Raw genomic sequence first — 19,938 nt, forward strand, 5'->3', positions numbered from 1 at the left:
GGCACCTCCGCCTGGCCCCGAACCCTTGAATGCATCGGTAAAACCGAATCATCTAGGGGTTAACCCGAGTGCCTGGCGGCGAAGAAACGAGACTATAGCATGCTTTTTTAAATCCGTGCAAACGCGTCCTCCGCCCCTGTCACCGCGCGCCCCGCCTCGCGGCGGGCGCAAGGTGATAAATTCACGGTCAACCCTTCTCAAATAAAAGAACAGGCCCTCATGCCCAGCAGCGAAGACATCCTCATCAACGTCACCCCGTTCGAGACCCGCGTGGCCCTGACCGCCCAGGGGGTGGTGCAGGAACTGCACATCGAGCGCAGCATCCAGCGCGGCCACGTCGGCAACCTGTACCTGGGGCGCGTGGCCCGGGTGCTGCCCGGCATGCAGAGCGCCTTCGTGGACATCGGCCAGGAGCGCGCGGCCTTCATCCACGTGGCCGACCTGCGGCAGAACCGCCACGTCCGCACCGGCGGCGGCGACCACGGGCAGCAGACTCCGATCGAAAAGCTCCTGTTCGAAGGCCAGCCCCTGCTGGTCCAGGTGATCAAGGATCCGCTGGGGACCAAGGGTGCGCGGCTGTCCACCCACATCAGCATCGCCGGACGGATGCTGGTCTACCTGCCCCACGAACCGCACATCGGCATTTCCCAGCGCATCGGCGACGAGGCGGAACGCAACGCCCTGCGCGAACGGCTGGTGGCGCTCAAGCCCGCCGACGAACCCGGCGGCTTCATCGTGCGTACCCAGGCCGAGGACGCCAGCGACGAGGAACTGGCGGCCGACATCGCCTACCTGCGCACGCTGTGGGCCAACATCCAGACCCGCATCCGCCAGGTGCCGGCGCCCTCGCCCGTCTACGTCGAGCCCACCCTGGCGCAGCGCGTGCTGCGGGACATGGTGACGCCCGACACGGCGTCCATCACGGTCGACTCGCGCACGGTGACCCAGGAACTGGTGGAATGGGCGCAACGCTACACCCCGTCCGTGGCGGACCGCATCCACCACTACAGCGGCAACCGGCCGCTGTTCGACACCGCGAACGTGGACGAGGAGATCGCCCGGGCGCTGTCGCGGCGGGTGGACCTGAAATCCGGCGGCTACCTGATCATCGACCAGACCGAGGCGCTGACCACGGTGGACGTGAACACGGGCGGCTTCGTGGGCGGACGCAATTTCGACGACACGATCTTCAAGACCAACCTGGAGGCGGCGGTCGCCATCGCCCGGCAGCTGCGGCTGCGCAACCTGGGCGGCATCATCGTGCTGGACTTCATCGACATGGACGACGCCGGGCACCAGGCGTCCGTGCTGGCCGAGCTGAACAAGGCCCTGTCGCGCGACCGGACCCGCACGACGGTCAGCGGCTTCAGCCAGCTTGGGCTGGTGGAAATGACCCGCAAGCGCACCCGGGATTCGCTCGCGCACCAGCTGTGCGAGCCCTGCCCCACCTGCGAATCGCGCGGCACGGTGCGCACGCCGCGCACGCTGTGCTACGAGATCCTGCGGGAAATCCTGCGCGAGGCGCGCCAGTTCGACCCCAAGGAGTTCCGCATCGTCGCCGCGCAGCCCGTGATCGACCTGTTCCTGGAAGAGGAAAGCCAGCACCTGGCGATGCTGGGGGACTTCATCGGCAAGCCGATTTCACTGGAAGTCGAGGCCGGCTACAGCCAGGAGCACTACGACATCGTGCTGCTGTAGCCGCGCGGCCGCGCCGGGACGCGGGTCACTCGTCCCCGTCCATCAGCTTGTTCTCCCAGCTGCTGTCCGCCACGCAGGTGTCCGGCTTCATCATGGCGGTGAACATCCGGTGGATCCGGTCCATCTGCCCGGAGCGGTAGCTGTAGGCCTTGACGTTGATGCTGCGGTTGTGCAGCAGCGTCAAGGCGAGCACGACGCTGTCCTCCCAGCCCGCGCCGGGCGTCGGGCGATAGACGACGCGCCCGAAGGCCGATTCGCCGGGCACCATTTCGAAGGTATAGGTTTCGTGGCAGACCTTCGCGTGCCGGAACAGGTTCTGCTGCACCCGGGGAAAATCGATGGGCAGGCGGCGGCGCTCGGTCACCTGGTAGCGGTCGGTTTCCAGCTGATCGATGGTCAGGCCGGCGGGCGTGGCGCATGCGGCCAGGACGGCCAGCGAGGCCAGGGCGAACACGGTTTTCATGAAGGTCTCCGGGAAGCCTCGCCGTCGTCGGCGGGGCGGTCGAGCCCGGACGCCTGGGGCGCCGGGGATTGCGAGGACGCCGAGGGATCGGCCGGGGCGGCAGCGTCCGGGGCGGACTCGGCGTCGTCCCGGAACTGCAGGCGGTACAGGCTGGCGTACAGTCCGCCGGCCGCCAGCAGTTCGGCATGGCTGCCCTGCTCGACGATGCGGCCCCGGTCCAGGACGACGATGCGGTCGGCCTTCTGCACGGTGCTGAGCCGATGGGCGATCACCAGCGTCGTGCGGCCCGCCATCAGGCGTTCCAGCGAGACCTGGACCTGCCGTTCGGATTCGTTGTCCAGCGCCGAGGTGGCCTCGTCCAGGATCAGGATCGGGGCGTTCTTGATCAGGGCACGGGCGATGGCCAGGCGCTGGCGCTGGCCGCCGGACAGCGCGCTGGCGTTGCTGCCGACCCGGGTGTGGATGCCTTCGGGCAGGCCGTCGACGAATTCCAGCAGGCTGGCTGCTTCCAGAGCCGCGCGGATGCGGTCTTCCGGCACCTCGCCCAGGATGCCGTAGGCGACGTTCTCGGCGATCGTGCCGTCGAACAGGACGACGTCCTGGCTAACCAGCGACAGCTGCGAGCGCAGGGCGCCGAGCCGCAGCTCGCGCACGTCGATGCCGTCGATCAGCACCCGGCCGCCGGTGGGCTCGACGAAGCGCGGCAGCATGTTCACCAGCGTGGTCTTGCCGCTACCGGAGCGGCCGACCAGCGCCACGGTCTGCCCGGCCCGGACCGTGAGCGCCACCTGGTCCAGGGTATCCCGGGCCGCGCCGGGGAACCGATGAGTGACGGCATCGAAGACGACCTCGCCGCGCAGGCGGCCCTGGATTTCGCGGGTGCCGGCGTCCGGCTCGACCGGCTCGTCGATCAGGGCGAAGACGCTTTCGGCGGAAATCAGCATGCGCTGGGCCGCTCCGGCGATGTTGGTGAGCCGCTTCAGGGGATCGAAGATCTGGCCCAGCGCCGCCATGAAGGCGGCGAAGCTACCCACCGTCAGGCCCTGGTGATTGGCCTGGTACAGGGCCGTGGCGACGACGATGGCCACGGACAGGGCGACGAAGAACTGGGAGATCGGCGACATGGCCGAATCCGCGCTGGCCGCGCGCATGGCGAAGCGGCGCAGGCGGGCGTTGACGTAGGCGAAGCGGTCGCGTTCGCGCGCGTAGCCGTTGAACAGCTTGATGACCCGCTGGCCGGCGATGCCTTCGGAGACCACGTGGGTCAGTTCCGCGTTCATGTTGATCGTGTCGCGGTTGATGCGCCGCAGGCGGCGGATGAAATAGCGGCCCGTCACCACGGACAGCGGCAGCATCACCAGCACGATCAGCGTCAGTTGCCAGGACATGTACAGCAGCACCGCCAGCAAGGCCACGACCGTCAGGGATTCGCGCACGATCACGCGGATGACCTCGGTGGACAGGCCGCTGACGTTGCCGGCGTCGATGGTGAAGCGGTTGAGCAGGCGCCCGTGGTCCCGGGCGCGGAAGGTTTCGTCGGACATGCCCAGCAGGCGGTCGAACATGTCGCGGCGCAGGGCCAGCAGCATGTTGTTGGCGACCCAGGACATCAGGTAGGTGCCGCCGAAGGTGCACAGGCCGCGCAGCAGCATCAGGCCGACGACGGCCAGGGGGATCGACCAGATGTAGTCGGGCTGCGCGCCGGTGAAGCCTTCGTCGAGCAGGGGCTTCATGATGACCGCCAGCAGCGGCTGGGTCGCCGAGGCGATGCTGAGCAGCACCAGGGCCAGCAGGCCGACCTTCCAGTCCCGCCCCAGGCGGACGTAGATCTGCCGCCACAGTTCCAGCCGCACGGGGCGGCTGTCCACGGGATGATCGGTGGTGGTCTTCACCCGGCACGCTCTCTTATATACTTTGGGAACCACGCATTTTAGCCCGTTCGCGCCTCCGGACCGCGGCGGGCGACGGAGTTGCCGCGTTGACACCCTCTCCCAGTCCCGCCCTGTACGTCCGCCTGCCCAACTGGGTCGGAGACGTCTGCATGAGCCTGCCCAGCCTGGAAGCCCTGCTGGCCACGGGCCTGCCCGTCGTGGCCTGCGCCCGGCCCTGGGCCCAGGACCTGCTGTCGGCCTACCCGCTGGCCGGCTTCGTCCCGATGCGGGGCGCCTGGCGCGCCGACCGGGCGGCCGTGCGCAATGCGCGCCGGCTGGCGCGACACGGACGGCCCCTGGGCCTGCTGCTGCCCGATTCCCTGTCCAGCGCCCTGGTGTTCCGCTTCGCGGGCATTCCCTGCGCCGGCTACCGCGACGACGGCCGCAGCCTGATCCTGCGCTGGCCCTGCGCCAAACCGGCCGGTCCGCTGCACGCGGTGCAATCCTGGTACCACCTGACCCGCCATGCGCTGGCGCAATGGCGCCTGCCGGAACCGCCCCCCCAGCCCGCCGACGAACTGCGCTGGCGGATCGCCATTCCCCATGAGGACGAGGCGGCCCGCGCGCTGTCCCGGGCGGGGCTGGCCAGCGGCGGCTTCGTGCTGATCGCCCCGACCGCGACGGGGCTGCACAAGGGCCGCGTCAAGGTCTGGCCGGGCTTCGACAGCCTGACCCGTTCCCTGCAGGCGCGCGGCCTGACGGTCGCCATGGCGCCCCCCGAATCCGAACGCCAGGCCGCGCGCCAAACGGCCCCCACCGCCCTGCTGCTGCCGCCCCTCGGGCTGGGCGCCTTCGCCGCCCTGACCCGGCGCGCGGCCCTGGTGGTCTGCAACGATTCCGGGGTCTCGCACCTGGGCGCCGCCGCCGGCGCCCGGCAGATCACCCTGTTCGGCGTCACCGATCCCGCCCGCACCGGTCCCTGGTCCAACCGGGCCGTGCGCATGGGCCGCATGGACGCCTGGCCCGCCGCCCCCGAAGTCCTGTCCACCGCGCTGGATCTCCTCGACACGCCTCCCGCCGCATGACGATCACCGCTTTTCTCGGCAACCTGCTGATCCCCCTGAACCTGTCGGTCACCCTGCTGGTCCTGGCCCTGCTCCTGTTCATCCTGCGCTGGCGCAAGACGGCCGGCATCCTGGCGGCCGGCGCCCTGGCCTGGGTGCTGTTCTGGTCCCTGCCGACCTCTTCGCTGTGGGCCGGAGGCCTGCTGGAGCAGCGCTACCCCTACAGGCCGGCGGCCATGATGCCGACGGCCCAGGCCATCGTGGTGCTGGGCGGCAATTCCGCCAATGGCCGGCGCAACTGGTTCGAGCCCTACGACCGCGACACGGCGATCCTGCGCACCGACACGGCCGCCCAGCTGTACGCGGCGGGCCGCGCGCCCCTGGTCGTCGTCTCGGGCGCCGCCCTGGACGGCGGGCAGAGCGAGGCGACCATGATGGCCTCGGCCCTGGAGCGCGAGGGAGTGCCCGCCCAGGCCATCATGAAGGAAAACCAGAGCGACACCACGCGCGAGAACGCGGTCTACACGGCCCGGCTGCTGCGCGACCGGGGCATCGAGCATTTCCTGCTGGTGACATCGGCCCTGCACATGCCCCGATCCATGGCCAGTTTCCAGAAGCAGGGCCTGAATCCGATCGCGGCGCCCTCGCCCCCCCAGATCGTGGTCCCGGACGACCCCGACTTCGCGTTCTGGCTGCCGGACCTGCGCGCGCTGAACGCCAGCCGGTCGATCATCAAGGAATACCTGGGGCTGCTGGTCTACTGGGCGCGCGGCTGGGCCTGAGGCCGCCGGCCGGCCCGTACCGACGCGGCGCTCCCGGGCCAGGCCCGGCGGCGGTGAAAGATCGGGGGCTCAGGGCGCGGCGCCGCCGCGTTCCCGCAGGATTTCCGCGTACAAGCCCAGATACCGGCGTGCGACTTCCGGCCAGGCATGGCGGGCCAACACATCCCGCGCGCCGGCCAGCAGCCGCTCGCGCAGGGCCGCGTCCGAGCGCAGCCGCCCGATGGCCCGCGCCAGTTCGTCGGCCCGTTCGGGGTGACTGAGGACCAAGGCCTCGGCATCCGGCCGGACGTACTGGGCGAAGCCGCACCAGGGCGCGGGGCTGAGGATCACCGGCAGCCCGAAGGACATGGCCTCCAGGGGCGCCATGCCGAAGCTGTCGTTCAGAGTGGGATGCACGTACAGGTCGGCCGCCTGGTAGTAGGGACCGACCTGCGAGGTTTCCGCCACCAGATGCACACGGCCGCGCACGGATTCCGGGGCGCGGGCCACGCAATCGCGCGCGGCCGCATTGGCACCGACCACCAGCAGCAGGACGTCGTCCGGCAGCTCGGCCAACGCCTGGAGCACGGTGGGCAGGCCCTTGCGCATCGGATTGCGCGCCACCAGCAGGCACAGCGTACCCTCGGCCGGCAGGCCCAGCCCGGCCCGCGTCAGGCGGCGCCGTTCGGCCGTGACCGGTTCGGCCTGCGCCACGCCCGGGGCGATCACGGGCGCGTCCAGGGCCGGGCCGTAGGCCTGCGCCAACTGGTGGGCAATCAGTTGCGACACCGCCACCACCCGATGGCCAGGGCGCGGCGCCACGCGCCGGGCCTCCAGGCCCAGATAGGTCCGGACCCGGGGGCTGAAGCGCGAAAGCAGCCGCCGCGCGCCGGACATGGGCTGCACCCGCCAGCGGTAGCGCACGGGCGTGACGTGCACGACCTCGACGTCGCCGCACCAGCCGTTCATGTGGGAATGGACGATGTCATAGCCGCCGCGCGTGGCGCGCGCCGCCCGCCGGGCGAACAGCCAGACCCGGACCCAGCTCGGCCAGCGCCGGCCGACCGCGATCGGCTGGAACGGCAGCTTCAGGTCGCAGGCGGGATCGTATTCGCGGGCGAAGACCGTGATCCGGTGGCCGGCGGCGGCCAGTTCCCGCATCAGCGCCACGCCGTAGGCCTCGGCCCCGCCGTAGCGGTTGCCGAAGCGGTCGACGACGAAAGCGATGGAGAGGGAAGGTTCAGCCATGCGCGGCGGCCTCGGCCTTGCGGCGGCGCCGGTCTTCGAGCCGCGTCAGGCACTTCTGCAGGAAGCGCGGCAGGTGGGTCGAACGCATGACGGCCACGCGAGGCAGCGCATAGGGATCGTCGTCCGGACGCGCCAGGCCGCGCGCGGTGGTGGTGGCGCTGTCATAGCCGGCCTCGCGCACGATGTCCGCCAGCGCGGGCGTGAACTTGCCATAGGGGTAGCAGAAGGCCCGCACCGGGGCGCCCGTGATCTGCTCCAGCGCGTCGCGCGAATCGCGGATCTCGTTGACGGCCAGTTCCGGCGAGATGCGTGGCAGGACGGGGTGGTTCAGGGTATGCGAACCGACCTCGTGGCCGGCGGCCGCCCAGGCGCGCACTCCGGCGGCATCCATCAGCGGCGAAGGCGGCACGCCCTCGTCGGCGTCCCAGACGTTGCTGCCGCCCAGCTGGCGGACGACGAAGTAGTTGGTGGCCTCGAAGCCGCATTCCTCAAGCACCGGAACCGCGTGTTCCAGCACGTTGGCATAGCCGTCGTCGAAGGTGATGCCGACGACCCTGCCCTGCTTTTCCCCGCGCAGATAGGGCATCAGCCGGGTCATGGACAGCCCCCGGTAGCCCAGGCGCCGCAGCCACAGCATCTGGCGCCGGAAATCCCGGGGGTGCACGGTCAGGCCCCGATAGGGCGTGCCGCGCGGTCCGGGTTCCCCGATCTGGTGGTACATGAGGATAGGGATCATCAGCGGATTATATCGGGCCGCTCAGGACTTGCAGCCCAGCCAGTACAGCTTCACATAACGATAAAAACTGCCCGTGGCCGCCATGCCGGCCAGCACCAGGCCCTGCCAGCCGTCCAGGAAGCCGCGCCGCAGAACGTAGTGGCGGATAAAGGTCCAGGCGCCATGGCCGAACGGCCCCAGCACCGTGGTCCGCCGCCCCCGCTCGAAGGCGCCGCGCGCGGCCTCGGTGGAATAGCGGTTGATCTTGTCGATGAAGACTTCCAGGCTGGCGTAGGGATAGTGCAGGAAATGCCCGGGCAGCGTGCCCGTGCGTCCCCGGACCTCGACGTGCTCGTGCACGGCCGCGTCAGTGAAGCGTCCCGCGTCGCGGCGGAACAGGCGCACCACGTAATCCGGCCACCAGCCGCTGTGGCGGATCCAGCGGCCGCAGAAATTCGACAGCCGGGCGATGCGGTAGGCATCGGCGGCGGGCGTCTCGATAGCCTGCCGGATGGCGCGGGCCAGTTCGGGGGGCACCCGCTCGTCGGCGTCGATGGACAGCACCCAGTCGCCGGTCGCCAGGTCCAGGGCGCGGTTCTTCTGGGGACCGAAGCCGGGCCAGTCCGGCGAGACTTCGACCCGCGCGCCGCGCGCCCGGGCGATCTCGCAAGTGTCATCCGTGCTGCCCGAGTCCAGCACCACGATCTCGTCGGCGAAAGCCACAGAATCGAGGCAATCGCCGATGTGCGCGGCTTCGTTCCTGGTGATGACGATGACCGACAGTTTCATGAACGAGCCTGCACGACTGAAGCACCATACGGTCGCCAGCATCTGGCCAGGACGGAAACATTTTGCACCCGATTCATCTACCCCGCTCCTTGAGCCAGCGCTCGTAACATCGTTCAGTCTCGCGGACCAAGACCTCCGGTGTGAAACGGCCCGAACAGCGCACGACTTTCATCCCGGCCTGGCCCATGACACGACGTCGTTCGAGGTCATCAACCAGTGTCCGGATCGCATTTTCCAGGGCATCCCGGTCATGCAAAGGCACCAACAAGCCTGTCACGCCATCGGCCACAACCTCGGACACACCACCCACGTCCGTCCCGACAACGGGGAGGCCAGCCGCACTTGCTTCGATGAAAGACGTTCCCAACGCCTCCTGCTCCGTAGCCAACGCAAAGATATCAAAGCCAGCCAGCACATTGGGAATATCGGAGCGTCGGCCCGCAAACAGGACCTTCTCCTGTAATCCCTGCGCACTCACATAAGCCTGCAGCTCTTCACGTAAGGGCGTTCCATCCCCCACCAGCACCAGAAAGACATCTGGTCGCCGCAACAATCCAGCCATGGCGTCGATCAGGGCACGATGGCCCTTTTTCTTCCGCATCACGGCCACGCAGCCCACGATGACGGCACCGGCAGGAACTCCCAGCTCACTTCGCAGGCTGGAGCGCTCCACGACGGGAAGTAAGGGAATCGGAGTATAGACTGTTGCCACATGCGACGGATCGACATGCCTTTCCAGCAACAGGCGGCGCACATGTTCGCTGATTGCAATCACGCGATGCGGCACGCCCGTATATGACAGCAGGGAGCCCGGCTTGATCGCCAAGTGGCGGGTACGGACGATCAGAGGCGTATGAGCCAGGCGCCCGGCCACCCCCGCCAATAGAGTATCCCGCCGGCTATGCGTATTTAGAACATCAAAAGGTTCCGCCATCAGGAGACGGCGCACCTGGAGTATGCCGCGAAGATAATTGCGCGCGCCATCCATCGACAAGGTATGGACCTGAAAGCCCTCGTTACGCAAATTCCACGCCAGCCGAGCATGCGGCTGGCAAAGCGCTTCCATATGATGACCCGCCTCCCGCATGGCGCACATTTCCTTGAAAATGCGATTTTCCTGACCACCCCAGCCGGTAGCCGCTTCAGAATGGAGGATGTGCAGCGGTTTCATTGGTCGGGCAGCGAAGCCGCGGTTGCGTCATGTGCCGGATGGCCTCGCGGGTGCGCGCGCAGGTCGGAGAGTTTCAATCGCCATACCGCAGACCTCGCTTCCAACGTTTCCAGCCATTGAACAGGGGCGCCATTACAGGACTGGCGGCCACCTGGATGCGACGTCCGAACGACGCGCCACCAGTATTGCGCACGGCAAAGCGAAAGATCGAGGAGGGGTCCGTTCCTTGCCGGTTGCGGCCGAAGGCGCGCGTCGTGTAGAGATAATGAAAGCCGGCCTCCCGGGCGATCCGGATGTAATCATCGTCGAAGTACCCCTGCGGCCAACACAGCTGATCGGAGACCTCGCCCAAATGCTGTCGCAGACACTCGCGCGATCGGGCCAGTTCTTCACGCATATGCGTGTTTTTGATCGTAGCATCCCGCAGATCCCAGCGTGTATGGGTATGTGTATGGCTATGAAACTCCATGACACCCCGATCCCGCATGATGCGAATTTCCGGCCACCTCAGGATGACTTCGTCGGCGCGCCCCATTTCGATTCGCCGTTCGCACTCCCGATGCTCGGGGGTTTCGGGCAATGCCGCGTCGTCGTCCAAGCAAGGCCGCACCGGTCCCTCGCCTACCCAGCCGGTAACGATGAACACGGTGGCCCGCATGCCGTAGCGACGTAGCAGGGGCGCGGCATAGACCCAGTTGTCCAGATAGCCGTCATCAAAGGTGATCAAGACCGACCGGTGCGGCGCCCCCCCCTGCCGCAGATGCTGGAGGAATTCCGCCGTGCTCAGTGTGCGGTAGTCACGACGCGCAAGCCAGCGCAACTGGTCCTCAAAATGTTCAGGCGTCGTGGCGATCATGCCACCGCCCGGTCGGACGTGGTGATACATCAGGACGGGCACAGTGTTCGCGACCATCAGACAAGTTCCTCCAGCCACCGACGGTAACAGCCTTCTGTCCGTTCTCCTAGCGCCTCGCGGGTGAAGCGGCCCTCTTCCACACAATAACGTCGCCCAGCCCGCCCCATCCGCTGCCGCAAATCGGGATCTGAAATCAGACGGTCCAAGGCGTCGGTCAGGGCCGGAATATTGAACAGGGGGACCAGCAGGCCGCTTTCACCCTCGCGCATCATTTCCGGCACGCCACCCACTCGGGTGCCAACCACGGGCAAACCGGCAGCTCCCGCTTCGACAAAGACGGTGCCTGAAGCTTCAATATGCGTCGCCAGGGCGAACACATCAAAATCCGGCAGCAGCGCGGGCACGTCGGCGCGGGCCCCGAGCAAATGGACCTGCGCAGCCAGACCAGATGAGGTGACCTGCGCACGCAAGCGGGTCAAAGCAGCATCTCCGCCACCCACAATGACCAGATGCACGCAAGCATCCCGGCGTAACAGGGGCAACATAGCTTCGATCAGTTGTTCATGGCCTTTTTCAGCCCGCAGGACACCGACGCTGCCGACGATGATTGCCTGGGTATCCAGTCCCAGTTCGGATCGAAGGACCGGCGTCGGCATGGGATCGGGAAAATCCACCGCCGGCGGCACAACCGCCACATGATCGGGGGCGATGCCCCTCTCGATCAGATGCCGGCGTACAAATTCACTGGGGGCGATCACGCGACGAGGCACCCAGGTATACGCCAGCAGCGATCCCACAGGCTTCGCCAAGTGGCGCGTGCGCACTACCAGTGGCACACCGGCCAGTCGGGCGGCGGCGCCGACCAGCAGGGTCTCACGGCGGCTATGCGTATTGACGACATCGAAGGCGCCCTGCCGCAATAAACGCACCAGCCGCGGCAGGCCCTTGAGGTAATTCCATGACCCATCCATTTCCAGCGTATCCACCAAGAACCCCGCCCGCCGCAATTCGCGGGTCATCTGGGCATGAGGCTGACAGACAGCCTGCACATGATGTCCGCGGTCGCGCAAGGCGCCCATCAGGCGGAAGATATAGCGTTCCTGACCCGCGAAGCCGGTTGCCGCCTCAGCATGAAGAATACGCAACGGCTTCATGGGACGGACCGCCTGAAACGCAAGCGGAAGCGCAGGTTGTGCAGCAGCAGCCTGAGTCCGTCGCACACCTTGTAGACCTCGCGGCGGGCCTTGTCCGTCAAGGGCATGGGCGGATTCTCCTCGCCCCGAATGTCTGAAGGAGATTCCTGATCCTGCGCTACACAGAGCGGTTGAAGTAGGATACTTTCGACCCCATGCTCATAAAAGCGGACCATCGTGTCATCAACCGGATAGATCCAGATCTGGCAGTGCTCCAGCAGCGTTGCGGCGCCCGCGGGAGTCAGCAGATAGGCAACAGTACAGCTATGCCGCTTGAGCTTGCGCACCAACGTGAATGAGGCGACCCGTCCAACTTCCATCACGGGATCCCGGCCGGAGGGTTCGTACCCATGCAGCCAGATTAAAGGCCAGGCCCTGACCAGAGTAGCTGCCTGAGCAAGCATCTCGGTAAACCCGTCCAGCAGTATTGCGTCATCTTCGATGATTAGCGTGGGCTGCCCAGATTCGACACACTCCTGCCACAATAGGTAATGGCTGGCGAAACAGCCCAACTGGGACGGCTTCAGATCCCGCCCACGTCCTTTGCGACGCTCACGGATCACCGGATCGTAATGTGAAAACAGTGGATGATCGGGCTGCGTCTTGCCGTTGACCGCATCAAAAAAGGTATAGCTCGTCACCCCAAGGCGATCGAACTGGGCCGCGATCTGCTGCCGCCGATCGGTCCGCGACGCAAGACTGATGACTCGGATCGGAATCGTGTTCATCCGTAGTGGATCTCCACGTTGTCATGGGACAGCCACTGCCGCGCATCGGCGATCAGGGTCTCGTCCATGCGCACGCGCCAGTCCTCGCCCAGACGCAGCAGGCAGGAGAAGCGCGCGCCGCGCAGGCGCAGTTCCACCGGCACGCCCGATTCGGCCGAGCGCCAGGGCGCCAGCAGGTCCTGCAGGCGGCCGACGTCCAGGCTGTCCGGCACGGACAGGCGCAGGCTGCGGGCGCGGCTTTCGCGCACGCGCTGCAGATCGTAGAGCTCGTCGGCCGACACGCGCAGGCCGCCGGAATAATCGTCGTGGCTGACGCGCCCCTGGATCACCAGGGGACGGTCTTCCTTCAGGCTCTGACGGTGCTGTTCGTACAGTTCGTTGAAGATCGCGACCTCGATCTGGGCACTGCCGTCGTCCAGCAGGGCGTACAGCATCTTGCCGCGCCGGGTCATGCGCACGCGCACTTCGGCCAGCACGCCCGCCAGCCACTGCGGGCCGCGCGAAGGCGCCAGCCGCGCCAGCGGCGTGGGCGCGACGCGGCGGATCTCGTCGCGCCAGGCGTCGAACAGATGGCCGCTGAAATAAAAGCCCAGGGCGGTCTTTTCTTCCGTCAGGTGGGTTTCCAGGTCCCAGGGAGGGACGCGCGCGACCTCGCCCGCCACCAGTTCGTCCGTGTTGTCGTCGAACAGCGAGACCTGGTTGGCGTTGCGCTCGGCCTGCTCGGCGGCCTCGATGGCGCTGCCCAGGGCTTCCAGCAGGGCCGCGCGGTTGGGCTCCAGGGAATCGAAGGCCCCGGCGCGGATCAGGGCTTCGATGGTGCGCCGGTTGACGGCGTGGCGGTCCACCCGGGCGCAGAAGTCGAACAGCCCCGTGAACGGGCCGCCGGCCTCGCGGGCCGCGATGATGGCCTCGACGGCGGACTGGCCGGTGCCCTTGACCCCGCCCAGGCCGTAGCGGATGGTGCGCGGCGGGCGGCCCTGGGCGGTGTGCTCGTCGGCCACCGGCGCGAAGCGGTAGCCGGATTCGTTGACATCGGGCGGCAGGACGGCCACGCCGTTGTCCAGGGCGTCGCGCCAGAAGATGCGGATCTTGTCCGTGTCGTCCATGTCCGACAGCATGGTCGCGGCCAGGAATTCCGCCGGATGGTAGACCTTGAGCCAGGCGGTCTGGTAGGAAATCAGGGCGTAGGCGGCCGAGTGACTCTTGTTGAAGCCGTAGCCCGCGAACTTCTCCATCAGGTCGAACAGGTGGGCGGCGAGTTCCGGATCGTAGCCCTTCTTGGCCGCGCCTTCCTGGAAGATCGCGCGGTGCTTGGCCATTTCCTCGGCTTTTTTCTTGCCCATGGCCCGGCGCAGCAGGTCGGCGCCGCCCAGGGAATAGCCACCGATGATCTGCGAGATCAGCATCACCTGTTCCTGGTAGACGATGACGCCGTAGGTGCTCTTGAGCACGGGCTCCAGGTCGGGGTGGAAATAATCGACCTCGGCGCGGCCATGCTTGCGGTTGACGAAGTCCACCACCATGCCGGATTCCAGCGGCCCGGGACGGAACAGCGCCAGCAGGGCGACCACGTCCTCGAAGGTGTTGGGCCGCATGCTTTTCAGCAGTTCCTTCATGCCGCGCGATTCGAGCTGGAACACGGCCGTGGTGTTGGCCGCCGACAACAGGTCGTAGGTGGCCTGGTCGTCCAGCGGCAGGCTCATCAGGTCGAAGTCGCGCTTGTCCGGGTTGAATTCGCGCACATAGCGCACCGCCCAGTCCAGGATGGTCAGGTTGCGCAGGCCCAGGAAGTCGAACTTGACCAGGCCGGCGGCCTCGACGTCGTCCTTGTCGAACTGGGACACGACGCTGGATTCGCTGCCCGGCTGGCAGTACAGGGGGCAGAAATCGGTCAGCTTGCCCGGCGCGATCAGCACCCCGCCGGCGTGCATGCCGATGTTGCGCGTCAGGCCCTCCAGGGGCCGCGCCAGGTCGACGAGGGCGTGGATTTCCTCGTCGGTGTCGTACAGTTCCTTGAAGGCAGGCTCGTGTTCCAGCGTGCGGTCCAGCGACCAGGGGTCGGCCGGATTGAAGGGGATCATCTTCGAGAGCCGGTCGCAGACGCTGTAGGGCATCTCCAGCACGCGGCCCACGTCGCGCACCACGGCCTTGGCGCCCAGGGTGCCGAAGGTGGCGATCTGGCTGACGGCGTCGCGGCCGTACTTTTCCTTGACGTATTCGATGACCCGTTCGCGGTTGTCCTGGCAGAAGTCCACGTCGAAGTCGGGCATGGACACGCGCTCGGGGTTGAGGAAGCGCTCGAACAGCAGGTCGTAGCGCAGCGGATCCAGGTCGGTGATCCCCAGGCTGAAGGCCACCAGCGAGCCCGCGCCCGAGCCCCGGCCCGGTCCCACCGGCACGCCATGGCTCTTGCCCCAGTTGATGAAGTCCTGCACGATCAGGAAGTAGCCGGGGAAGCCCATGCCGACGATGGTCCGGCATTCCAGGTCCAGGCGTTCCTGGTAGGCGGGCATCCGGCGGGCGCGCTCGTCGGGGTCGGGATACAGCTGGGCCATGCGGCGGACCAGGCCCTCGTTGGCGAGCTGCACCAGGTAGTCGTCCAGCGACACGCCGTCGGGCGTGGGGAACAGCGGCAGCTGCGGTTCGCCCAGGGTCAGGGTCAGGTTGCAGCGGCGGGCGATCTGCACCGCGTTGGCCAGGGCCGAGGGCACGTCCGCGAAGCGGCGCGCCATGTCGGCGCTGTCGGGCATGTACTGCTCGGCGGTGAAGCGCCGGACACGGCGCGGATTGCCCAGCAGCTCGCCCTCGGCGATGCAGACGCGGGCCTCGTGGGCGCGGAAGTCGGACGGCGCGATGAACTGGATCGGGTGCGTGGCCACCACCGGCAGGCCGCAGTCCGCCGCCAGGCGCAGCGCCGACTGGACGTAGGCCTCGTCGCCGTCGAAGCCGGCGCGCTGCAGCTCGATGAAATAGCCGTCCGGGAAATCGGCGGCCCACTGGCGCGCCAGGCGCCGGGCCTCGTCGTCGCGGCCGGCCTCCAGGGCCTGGCCCACGTCGCCCGCGCGCGCGCCGGACAGGACGATCAGGCCATTCCTGCCCGACAGCCACTCGCGGCGCAGTTCCGCCCGGCCCCGCTGGCTGTTTTCCGTCCAGGCGCGGGACAGCAGTTCGCACAGGTCCAGGTAGGCGGCATGGCAGGAGGCCAGCAGCAGGACGCGGAAGGGCTTGTCCTCGTCGGCCGGATTGTGCAGCCAGACGTCGCAGCCGGCGATGGGCTTGATGCCGGCCTTGCGGGCCGCCTTGTAGAACTTGATCCAGCCGAACAGATTGGCCAGGTCGCTGATCGCCATGGCCGGCTGGCCGAATTCCCGCGCCCGGTCGATCAGATCGGGGATGCGCGCGATCCCGTCCACCACGGAAAACTCGGAGTGGCTGCGCAGGTGGACGAACAGGGGGGTATCGGGGGACGTGGTCATGGGTGGATTGTACCTATCGCGGCATGGCGGCCCAGGCCTTCTCCAGGCGCTTGACCGAGACCGGGAAGGGCGTGCGCAGCGTCTGCGCGTAAAGCGCCACGCGCAGTTCTTCCAGTTGCCAGCGGAAAGCGTCCAGGCCGGCGTCGGGCGCCCCTTTGAGCGCCGCCCGCGCCCGCTGCCAGGGCGCGGCCAGCCGGGCGATGTCGGCCATGGCGGCGGCGTCGCGCGCGGGATCGGCGCGCAGTTTCTCGATGCGCATCTGCGCGGCCTTCAGGTAGCGCGGCAGGTGCCCGAGCTGCCCGGACGGCGTGTCGCGCACGAAGGCCGGGCCCACCAGGGCGTCGAGCTGCTGGCGGATGTCCTGCTGCGCCTGGGGCCAGGGACGGGCCTGGGGCAGTTTCTTCAGCAAGGCGGCGCGTTCGGCCAGGATGACGCCGGCCAGCCGGGCCAGCTCCTGGACCAGCAGGCCCAGGCGCGCGCGGCCTTCCGCGCAGCGCTGATCGAAGGCCGCCGCGTCGCCGGGCCAGGGCTCCATCAGGCAGGCCTGGTCCAGCGCCGCGTCGATCAGTTGGTCGCGCAGTTCCTGCTGGGTGCCCAGATCCATGTACAGCATGCCCATGCGGGTCAGGTCCGGCAGGCTCTTTTCCAGGTAGCGGACCTGCTCCCGCAGGGCCAGGCGGAACAGCCGGCGCAAGCCGACCGCGTGCACGCGCCGGGCTTCCCGGGGATCGTCGAAGACGTCGAGGTCGCAGGATTCGCCCCGGTCGCGCAGCGCCGGGTAGCCGATCAGGGACTGGCCGCCGCGCTGGATCTCCAGCAGCTCGGGCAGTTCGCCGAAGGTCCAGGCCGTCAGGCCCTCGTGGTCCAGGACCCGGGAGGCCTGCTGGTCGCGCGCCGCCAATTGCTGGAAGGAGGCCTGGGCCTGGCGGCCGTGCTCGGCGCGCAACTGGTCCAGGCTGCGGCCGCCGGACAGCATGCGGCCGTGCTCGTCCACCACCTTGAAGTTCATGAACAGGTGCGGCGGCAGGGTTTCGAGTTTGAAATCGGTGGCCTGGACGCGCACCCGGCACTGTTCCCAGATATCCTGCGCCAGCGCGTCCAGCAGGCCCATGCCGGGATCGGCGGCGCGCTCGAACCAGCGATCGTGGAAGCCGGCCGCGTAATCGGGCAGCGGCACGCAATGGCGGCGCAGCTTCTGCGGCAGGGATTTCAGCAGCAGATGGGCCTTTTCCTTGAGCATGCCCGGCACCAGCCATTCGCAGCGCGCGGCGTCGATCTGGTTGAGCGCGAACAGCGGCACGGTCAGCGTCATGCCGTCGCGCGGCGAGCCGGGCTCGAAATGGTAGTCCACCGCCAGCTCGGTCCCGGCCCAGGCCAGGCGGCGCGGGAAGACCTCCGTCGTGACGCCAGCGGCGTCGTGGCGCATCAGTTCGTCGCGGCTCAGGTTCAGCCGCGCGGCCGCCTCGGCGTCCAGCCCCTTGTACCAGGTCTCCAGCGTGGCCGTCTGGCACACGTCGGCGGGAATCTGGCGATCATAGAAGGCGTGGATCAGCGCGTCGTCCACCAGGATGTCCGGGCGGCGGCTCTGATGTTCCAGCCGCTCGATGGACGCGATCAGCCGCCGGTTGTGGGCGATGAAGGGCAGCTTGCTGTCGATGTCCCCCGGCACCAGGGCGTCGCGGATGAAGATTTCCCGCGCGGCCCTGGGATCGACGCGACCGTAGTGCACGCGGCGCCCGGTGTACACCGGCAGGCCGTGCACGGTGCCGCGTTCGTTGGCGACAACCTGGCCGGCCTTCTTCTCCCAGCGCGGATCGGACCAGGCGCGCTTGAGCAGGTGGGCGCCGGCCCGTTCGACCCAGGCCGGCTCGATCTGCGCCACGCAGCGGGCGTACAGGCGGGTGGTCTCCACCAGTTCGGCCGCCAGCACCCAGCGGCCTGCCTTCTTCTGCAGGGGCGAGCCCGGATGGATGGCGAAGCGGATGTCGTGCGCGCCCTGGTACAGGCCGCCGTCCTCGGACTTCATGCCGATGTTGCCCAGCAGCCCGGCCAGCAGGGCCATGTGGATCTGCTCGCGCGTGGCCGGGGTCTGGTTCAACCGCCAGCCCTGCTCGCGCGCCAGGGTCAGCAGCTGCGTGTGCGTATCGTGCCATTCGCGCAGCCGGATGGGCGACAGGAATTTCGCGCGGATCTGGTCCACCAGCTTGCGCTGCGAGGCCTTGTGCGCGACCTGCTCGCCGTACCACTGCCAGAGCTTGAGCCAGGCGAGGAATTCGGACTGCTTGTCGTTGAACTGGGCGTGGGCGTTGTCGGCGGCCTCGCGCGCCTGCATGGGGCGGTCGCGCGGATCCTGGACGGACAGGGCCGCGGCGATGACGAGGATTTCCGCCAGGCACTGGTGTTCGTGCGCGGCGAAGACCATGCGTGCGATGCGCGGATCGACGGGCAGCTTCGCCAGGACGCGGCCCACGTCCGTCAGGCGGTTGCGCTCGTCGAGCGCGCCCAGTTCCTGCAGCAGTTGATAGCCGTCGGCGACGGCCCGGCCCGTGGGCGGTTCGACGAAGGGAAAGGCCTCGATGTCGTCGAGCCGCAGCGACTTCATCCGCAGGATCACGGACGCCAGGGACGAGCGCAGGATTTCCGGGTCCGTGAAGGCCGGCCGCTGCTTGAAGTCGTCCTCGGCGTACAGGCGGATGCACACGCCCGGCCCCAGGCGGCCGCAGCGACCGGCGCGCTGGTTGGCCGAGGCCTGGCTGACGGGCTCGATGCGCAGCTGCTCGACCTTGCTGCGCCAGGAATAGCGCTTGATGCGCGCCAGGCCGCTGTCCACGACGTAGCGGATGCCCGGCACCGTGAGCGAGGTCTCGGCCACGTTGGTGGCCAGCACGATGCGCCGGGCGTTGCCGCGCGGATGGAAGATCTGCTCCTGCTCCGCGCGCGACAGCCGCGCGTACAGCGGCAGCACCAGGGCGCCGACGGGATGGCGCTTGCGCAGGGCCTCGGCGCATTCACGGATTTCGCGCTCGCCGGGCAGGAAGACCAGCACGTCGCCGGTGCCGTGGCGGGCGCATTCGTCCACGCCGTCCACCACGGCGTCGACCAGGTCGCGCTCCTCGTCGCCCTGCCCCGGCTTGCGGCCGGCGGGATCCTCGTCCCCGTCCCGCCGCACGGGACGGTAGCGCAGTTCCACCGGAAACAGGCGGCCCGAGACCTGAATCACCGGGGCCGGCCGGTCCGGCGTGCCGAAATGCCGGGCGAAGCGGTCGGCGTCGATGGTGGCCGAGGTGATGATCAGCTTCAGGTCCTTGCGGCGCGCCAGCAGGCGCTTCAGGAAGCCGAGCAGGAAATCGATGTTCAGGCTGCGCTCGTGCGCCTCGTCGATGATCAGGGTGTCGTAGCGGCGCAGCAGGGGATCGCGCTGGGTCTCGGCCAGCAGGATGCCGTCGGTCATCAGCTTGATGGCGGTCGCCGAGCCGGCGCGCTCGGAAAAGCGGATCTGGTAGCCGACCCAGTCGCCCAGTTCGGTCTTCAGCTCCTCGGCCACGCGCTGCGCGACGGACGTCGCGGCCAGGCGGCGCGGCTGGGTGTGGCCGATCATGCCGGTCCGGCCGCGCCCCAGTTCCAGGCAGATCTTGGGCAGCTGGGTGGTCTTGCCCGAGCCGGTCTCGCCGCAGACGATGACCACCGGGTGCTCGGCGATGGCGCGCGCGATGTCCTGGCGGCAGGCGCTGACCGGCAGGTCTTCCGGATACTGGATGGGCGGCAGGGGCCGGTCGCCGGCGCCGGCGGGCGGGCGCGGCTGCGCGGGCCGGGCGGGCGCCCGGCGGGCCGGTTGCGATGGATTTTCTGGCAAGACGTCGGATTCCACGGAGGGATGAAGCATGCTGTCCGCCCGAAGCCAAGAG

The 19,938-nt window shown here is 68.2% G+C and carries 14 protein-coding genes; 3 read left to right on the forward strand and 11 right to left on the reverse strand.

Translation table 11 applies throughout. The features are described 5' to 3' along the window. Positions 1-219: 219 nt before the first annotated feature. Positions 220-1,698 (forward strand): ribonuclease G, encoded by a 1,479-nt coding sequence (gene rng, locus ACFO27_RS08115; protein WP_376816897.1) that lies wholly within the window; start codon positions 220-222, stop codon positions 1,696-1,698. 25 nt (positions 1,699-1,723) lie between these two features. Here the strand turns inward: rng and ACFO27_RS08120 are convergent, their stop codons facing one another. Both ACFO27_RS08120 and msbA read right to left on the reverse strand, forming a co-directional pair. Then, positions 1,724-2,161 carry a hypothetical protein gene (locus ACFO27_RS08120; protein ID WP_376816898.1) on the reverse strand — a complete coding sequence of 146 codons (438 nt, stop codon included), beginning with the start codon at positions 2,159-2,161 and terminating at the stop codon, positions 1,724-1,726. Beyond that, positions 2,158-4,053, reverse strand: a complete 1,896-nt coding sequence (msbA, locus tag ACFO27_RS08125; protein ID WP_376816899.1) for a lipid A export permease/ATP-binding protein MsbA — start codon at positions 4,051-4,053, stop codon at positions 2,158-2,160. The genes ACFO27_RS08120 and msbA overlap by 4 nt, the downstream gene beginning before the upstream one ends. Before the next feature lie 149 nt (positions 4,054-4,202). Here msbA and ACFO27_RS08130 point away from each other — a divergent pair, with 149 nt between their 5' ends. Together ACFO27_RS08130 and ACFO27_RS08135 are read left to right on the forward strand one after the other, a co-directional pair. Then, positions 4,203-5,117 (forward strand): glycosyltransferase family 9 protein, encoded by a 915-nt coding sequence (locus ACFO27_RS08130; protein ID WP_376816974.1) that lies wholly within the window; start codon positions 4,203-4,205, stop codon positions 5,115-5,117. Next, on the forward strand, positions 5,114-5,878 hold the full coding sequence (locus ACFO27_RS08135) for a YdcF family protein (RefSeq protein ID WP_323023440.1): 765 nt from the start codon (positions 5,114-5,116) through the stop codon (positions 5,876-5,878). Before ACFO27_RS08130 ends, ACFO27_RS08135 begins: the two co-directional genes overlap by 4 nt. Positions 5,879-5,947: 69 nt before the next feature. Here ACFO27_RS08135 and ACFO27_RS08140 read toward each other — a convergent pair whose 3' ends face one another. The 9 genes from ACFO27_RS08140 to hrpA all read right to left on the reverse strand — a co-directional run bounded on the left by ACFO27_RS08140 (position 5,948) and on the right by hrpA (position 19,886). After that, the gene (locus ACFO27_RS08140) at positions 5,948-7,105 is read right to left on the reverse strand and encodes a glycosyltransferase family 4 protein (RefSeq protein WP_376816900.1); all 1,158 of its coding nucleotides are present in this window, start codon (positions 7,103-7,105) and stop codon (positions 5,948-5,950) included. Further along, positions 7,098-7,844 carry a polysaccharide deacetylase family protein gene (locus tag ACFO27_RS08145; RefSeq protein ID WP_376816975.1) on the reverse strand — a complete coding sequence of 249 codons (747 nt, stop codon included), beginning with the start codon at positions 7,842-7,844 and terminating at the stop codon, positions 7,098-7,100. The genes ACFO27_RS08140 and ACFO27_RS08145 overlap by 8 nt, the downstream gene beginning before the upstream one ends. Before the next feature lie 18 nt (positions 7,845-7,862). Continuing rightward, positions 7,863-8,609 carry a glycosyltransferase family 2 protein gene (locus tag ACFO27_RS08150; protein WP_376816901.1) on the reverse strand — a complete coding sequence of 249 codons (747 nt, stop codon included), beginning with the start codon at positions 8,607-8,609 and terminating at the stop codon, positions 7,863-7,865. 73 nt (positions 8,610-8,682) lie between these two features. Then, positions 8,683-9,780, reverse strand: a complete 1,098-nt coding sequence (locus tag ACFO27_RS08155) for a glycosyltransferase family 4 protein (RefSeq protein ID WP_376816902.1) — start codon at positions 9,778-9,780, stop codon at positions 8,683-8,685. 73 nt (positions 9,781-9,853) lie between these two features. Further along, entirely contained in the window at positions 9,854-10,696 is an 843-nt protein-coding gene (locus tag ACFO27_RS08160; RefSeq protein ID WP_376816976.1) for a polysaccharide deacetylase family protein, read from the reverse strand. Then, positions 10,693-11,790 (reverse strand): glycosyltransferase family 4 protein, encoded by a 1,098-nt coding sequence (locus ACFO27_RS08165; RefSeq protein WP_376816903.1) that lies wholly within the window; start codon positions 11,788-11,790, stop codon positions 10,693-10,695. The genes ACFO27_RS08160 and ACFO27_RS08165 overlap by 4 nt, the downstream gene beginning before the upstream one ends. Next, the gene (locus ACFO27_RS08170) at positions 11,787-12,557 is read right to left on the reverse strand and encodes a glycosyltransferase family 25 protein (protein ID WP_376816904.1); all 771 of its coding nucleotides are present in this window, start codon (positions 12,555-12,557) and stop codon (positions 11,787-11,789) included. Before ACFO27_RS08170 ends, ACFO27_RS08165 begins: the two co-directional genes overlap by 4 nt. Continuing rightward, positions 12,554-16,033, reverse strand: a complete 3,480-nt coding sequence (dnaE, locus tag ACFO27_RS08175; protein WP_376816905.1) for a DNA polymerase III subunit alpha — start codon at positions 16,031-16,033, stop codon at positions 12,554-12,556. The genes ACFO27_RS08170 and dnaE overlap by 4 nt, the downstream gene beginning before the upstream one ends. A gap of 13 nt (positions 16,034-16,046) precedes the next feature. Beyond that, on the reverse strand, positions 16,047-19,886 hold the full coding sequence (hrpA, locus tag ACFO27_RS08180; RefSeq protein WP_376816906.1) for an ATP-dependent RNA helicase HrpA: 3,840 nt from the start codon (positions 19,884-19,886) through the stop codon (positions 16,047-16,049). Between the last annotated feature and the right edge of the window lie 52 nt (positions 19,887-19,938).

It is taken from the genome of Castellaniella denitrificans, from assembly GCF_042653765.1.
GTDB lineage: Bacteria > Pseudomonadota > Gammaproteobacteria > Burkholderiales > Burkholderiaceae_B > Castellaniella > Castellaniella denitrificans.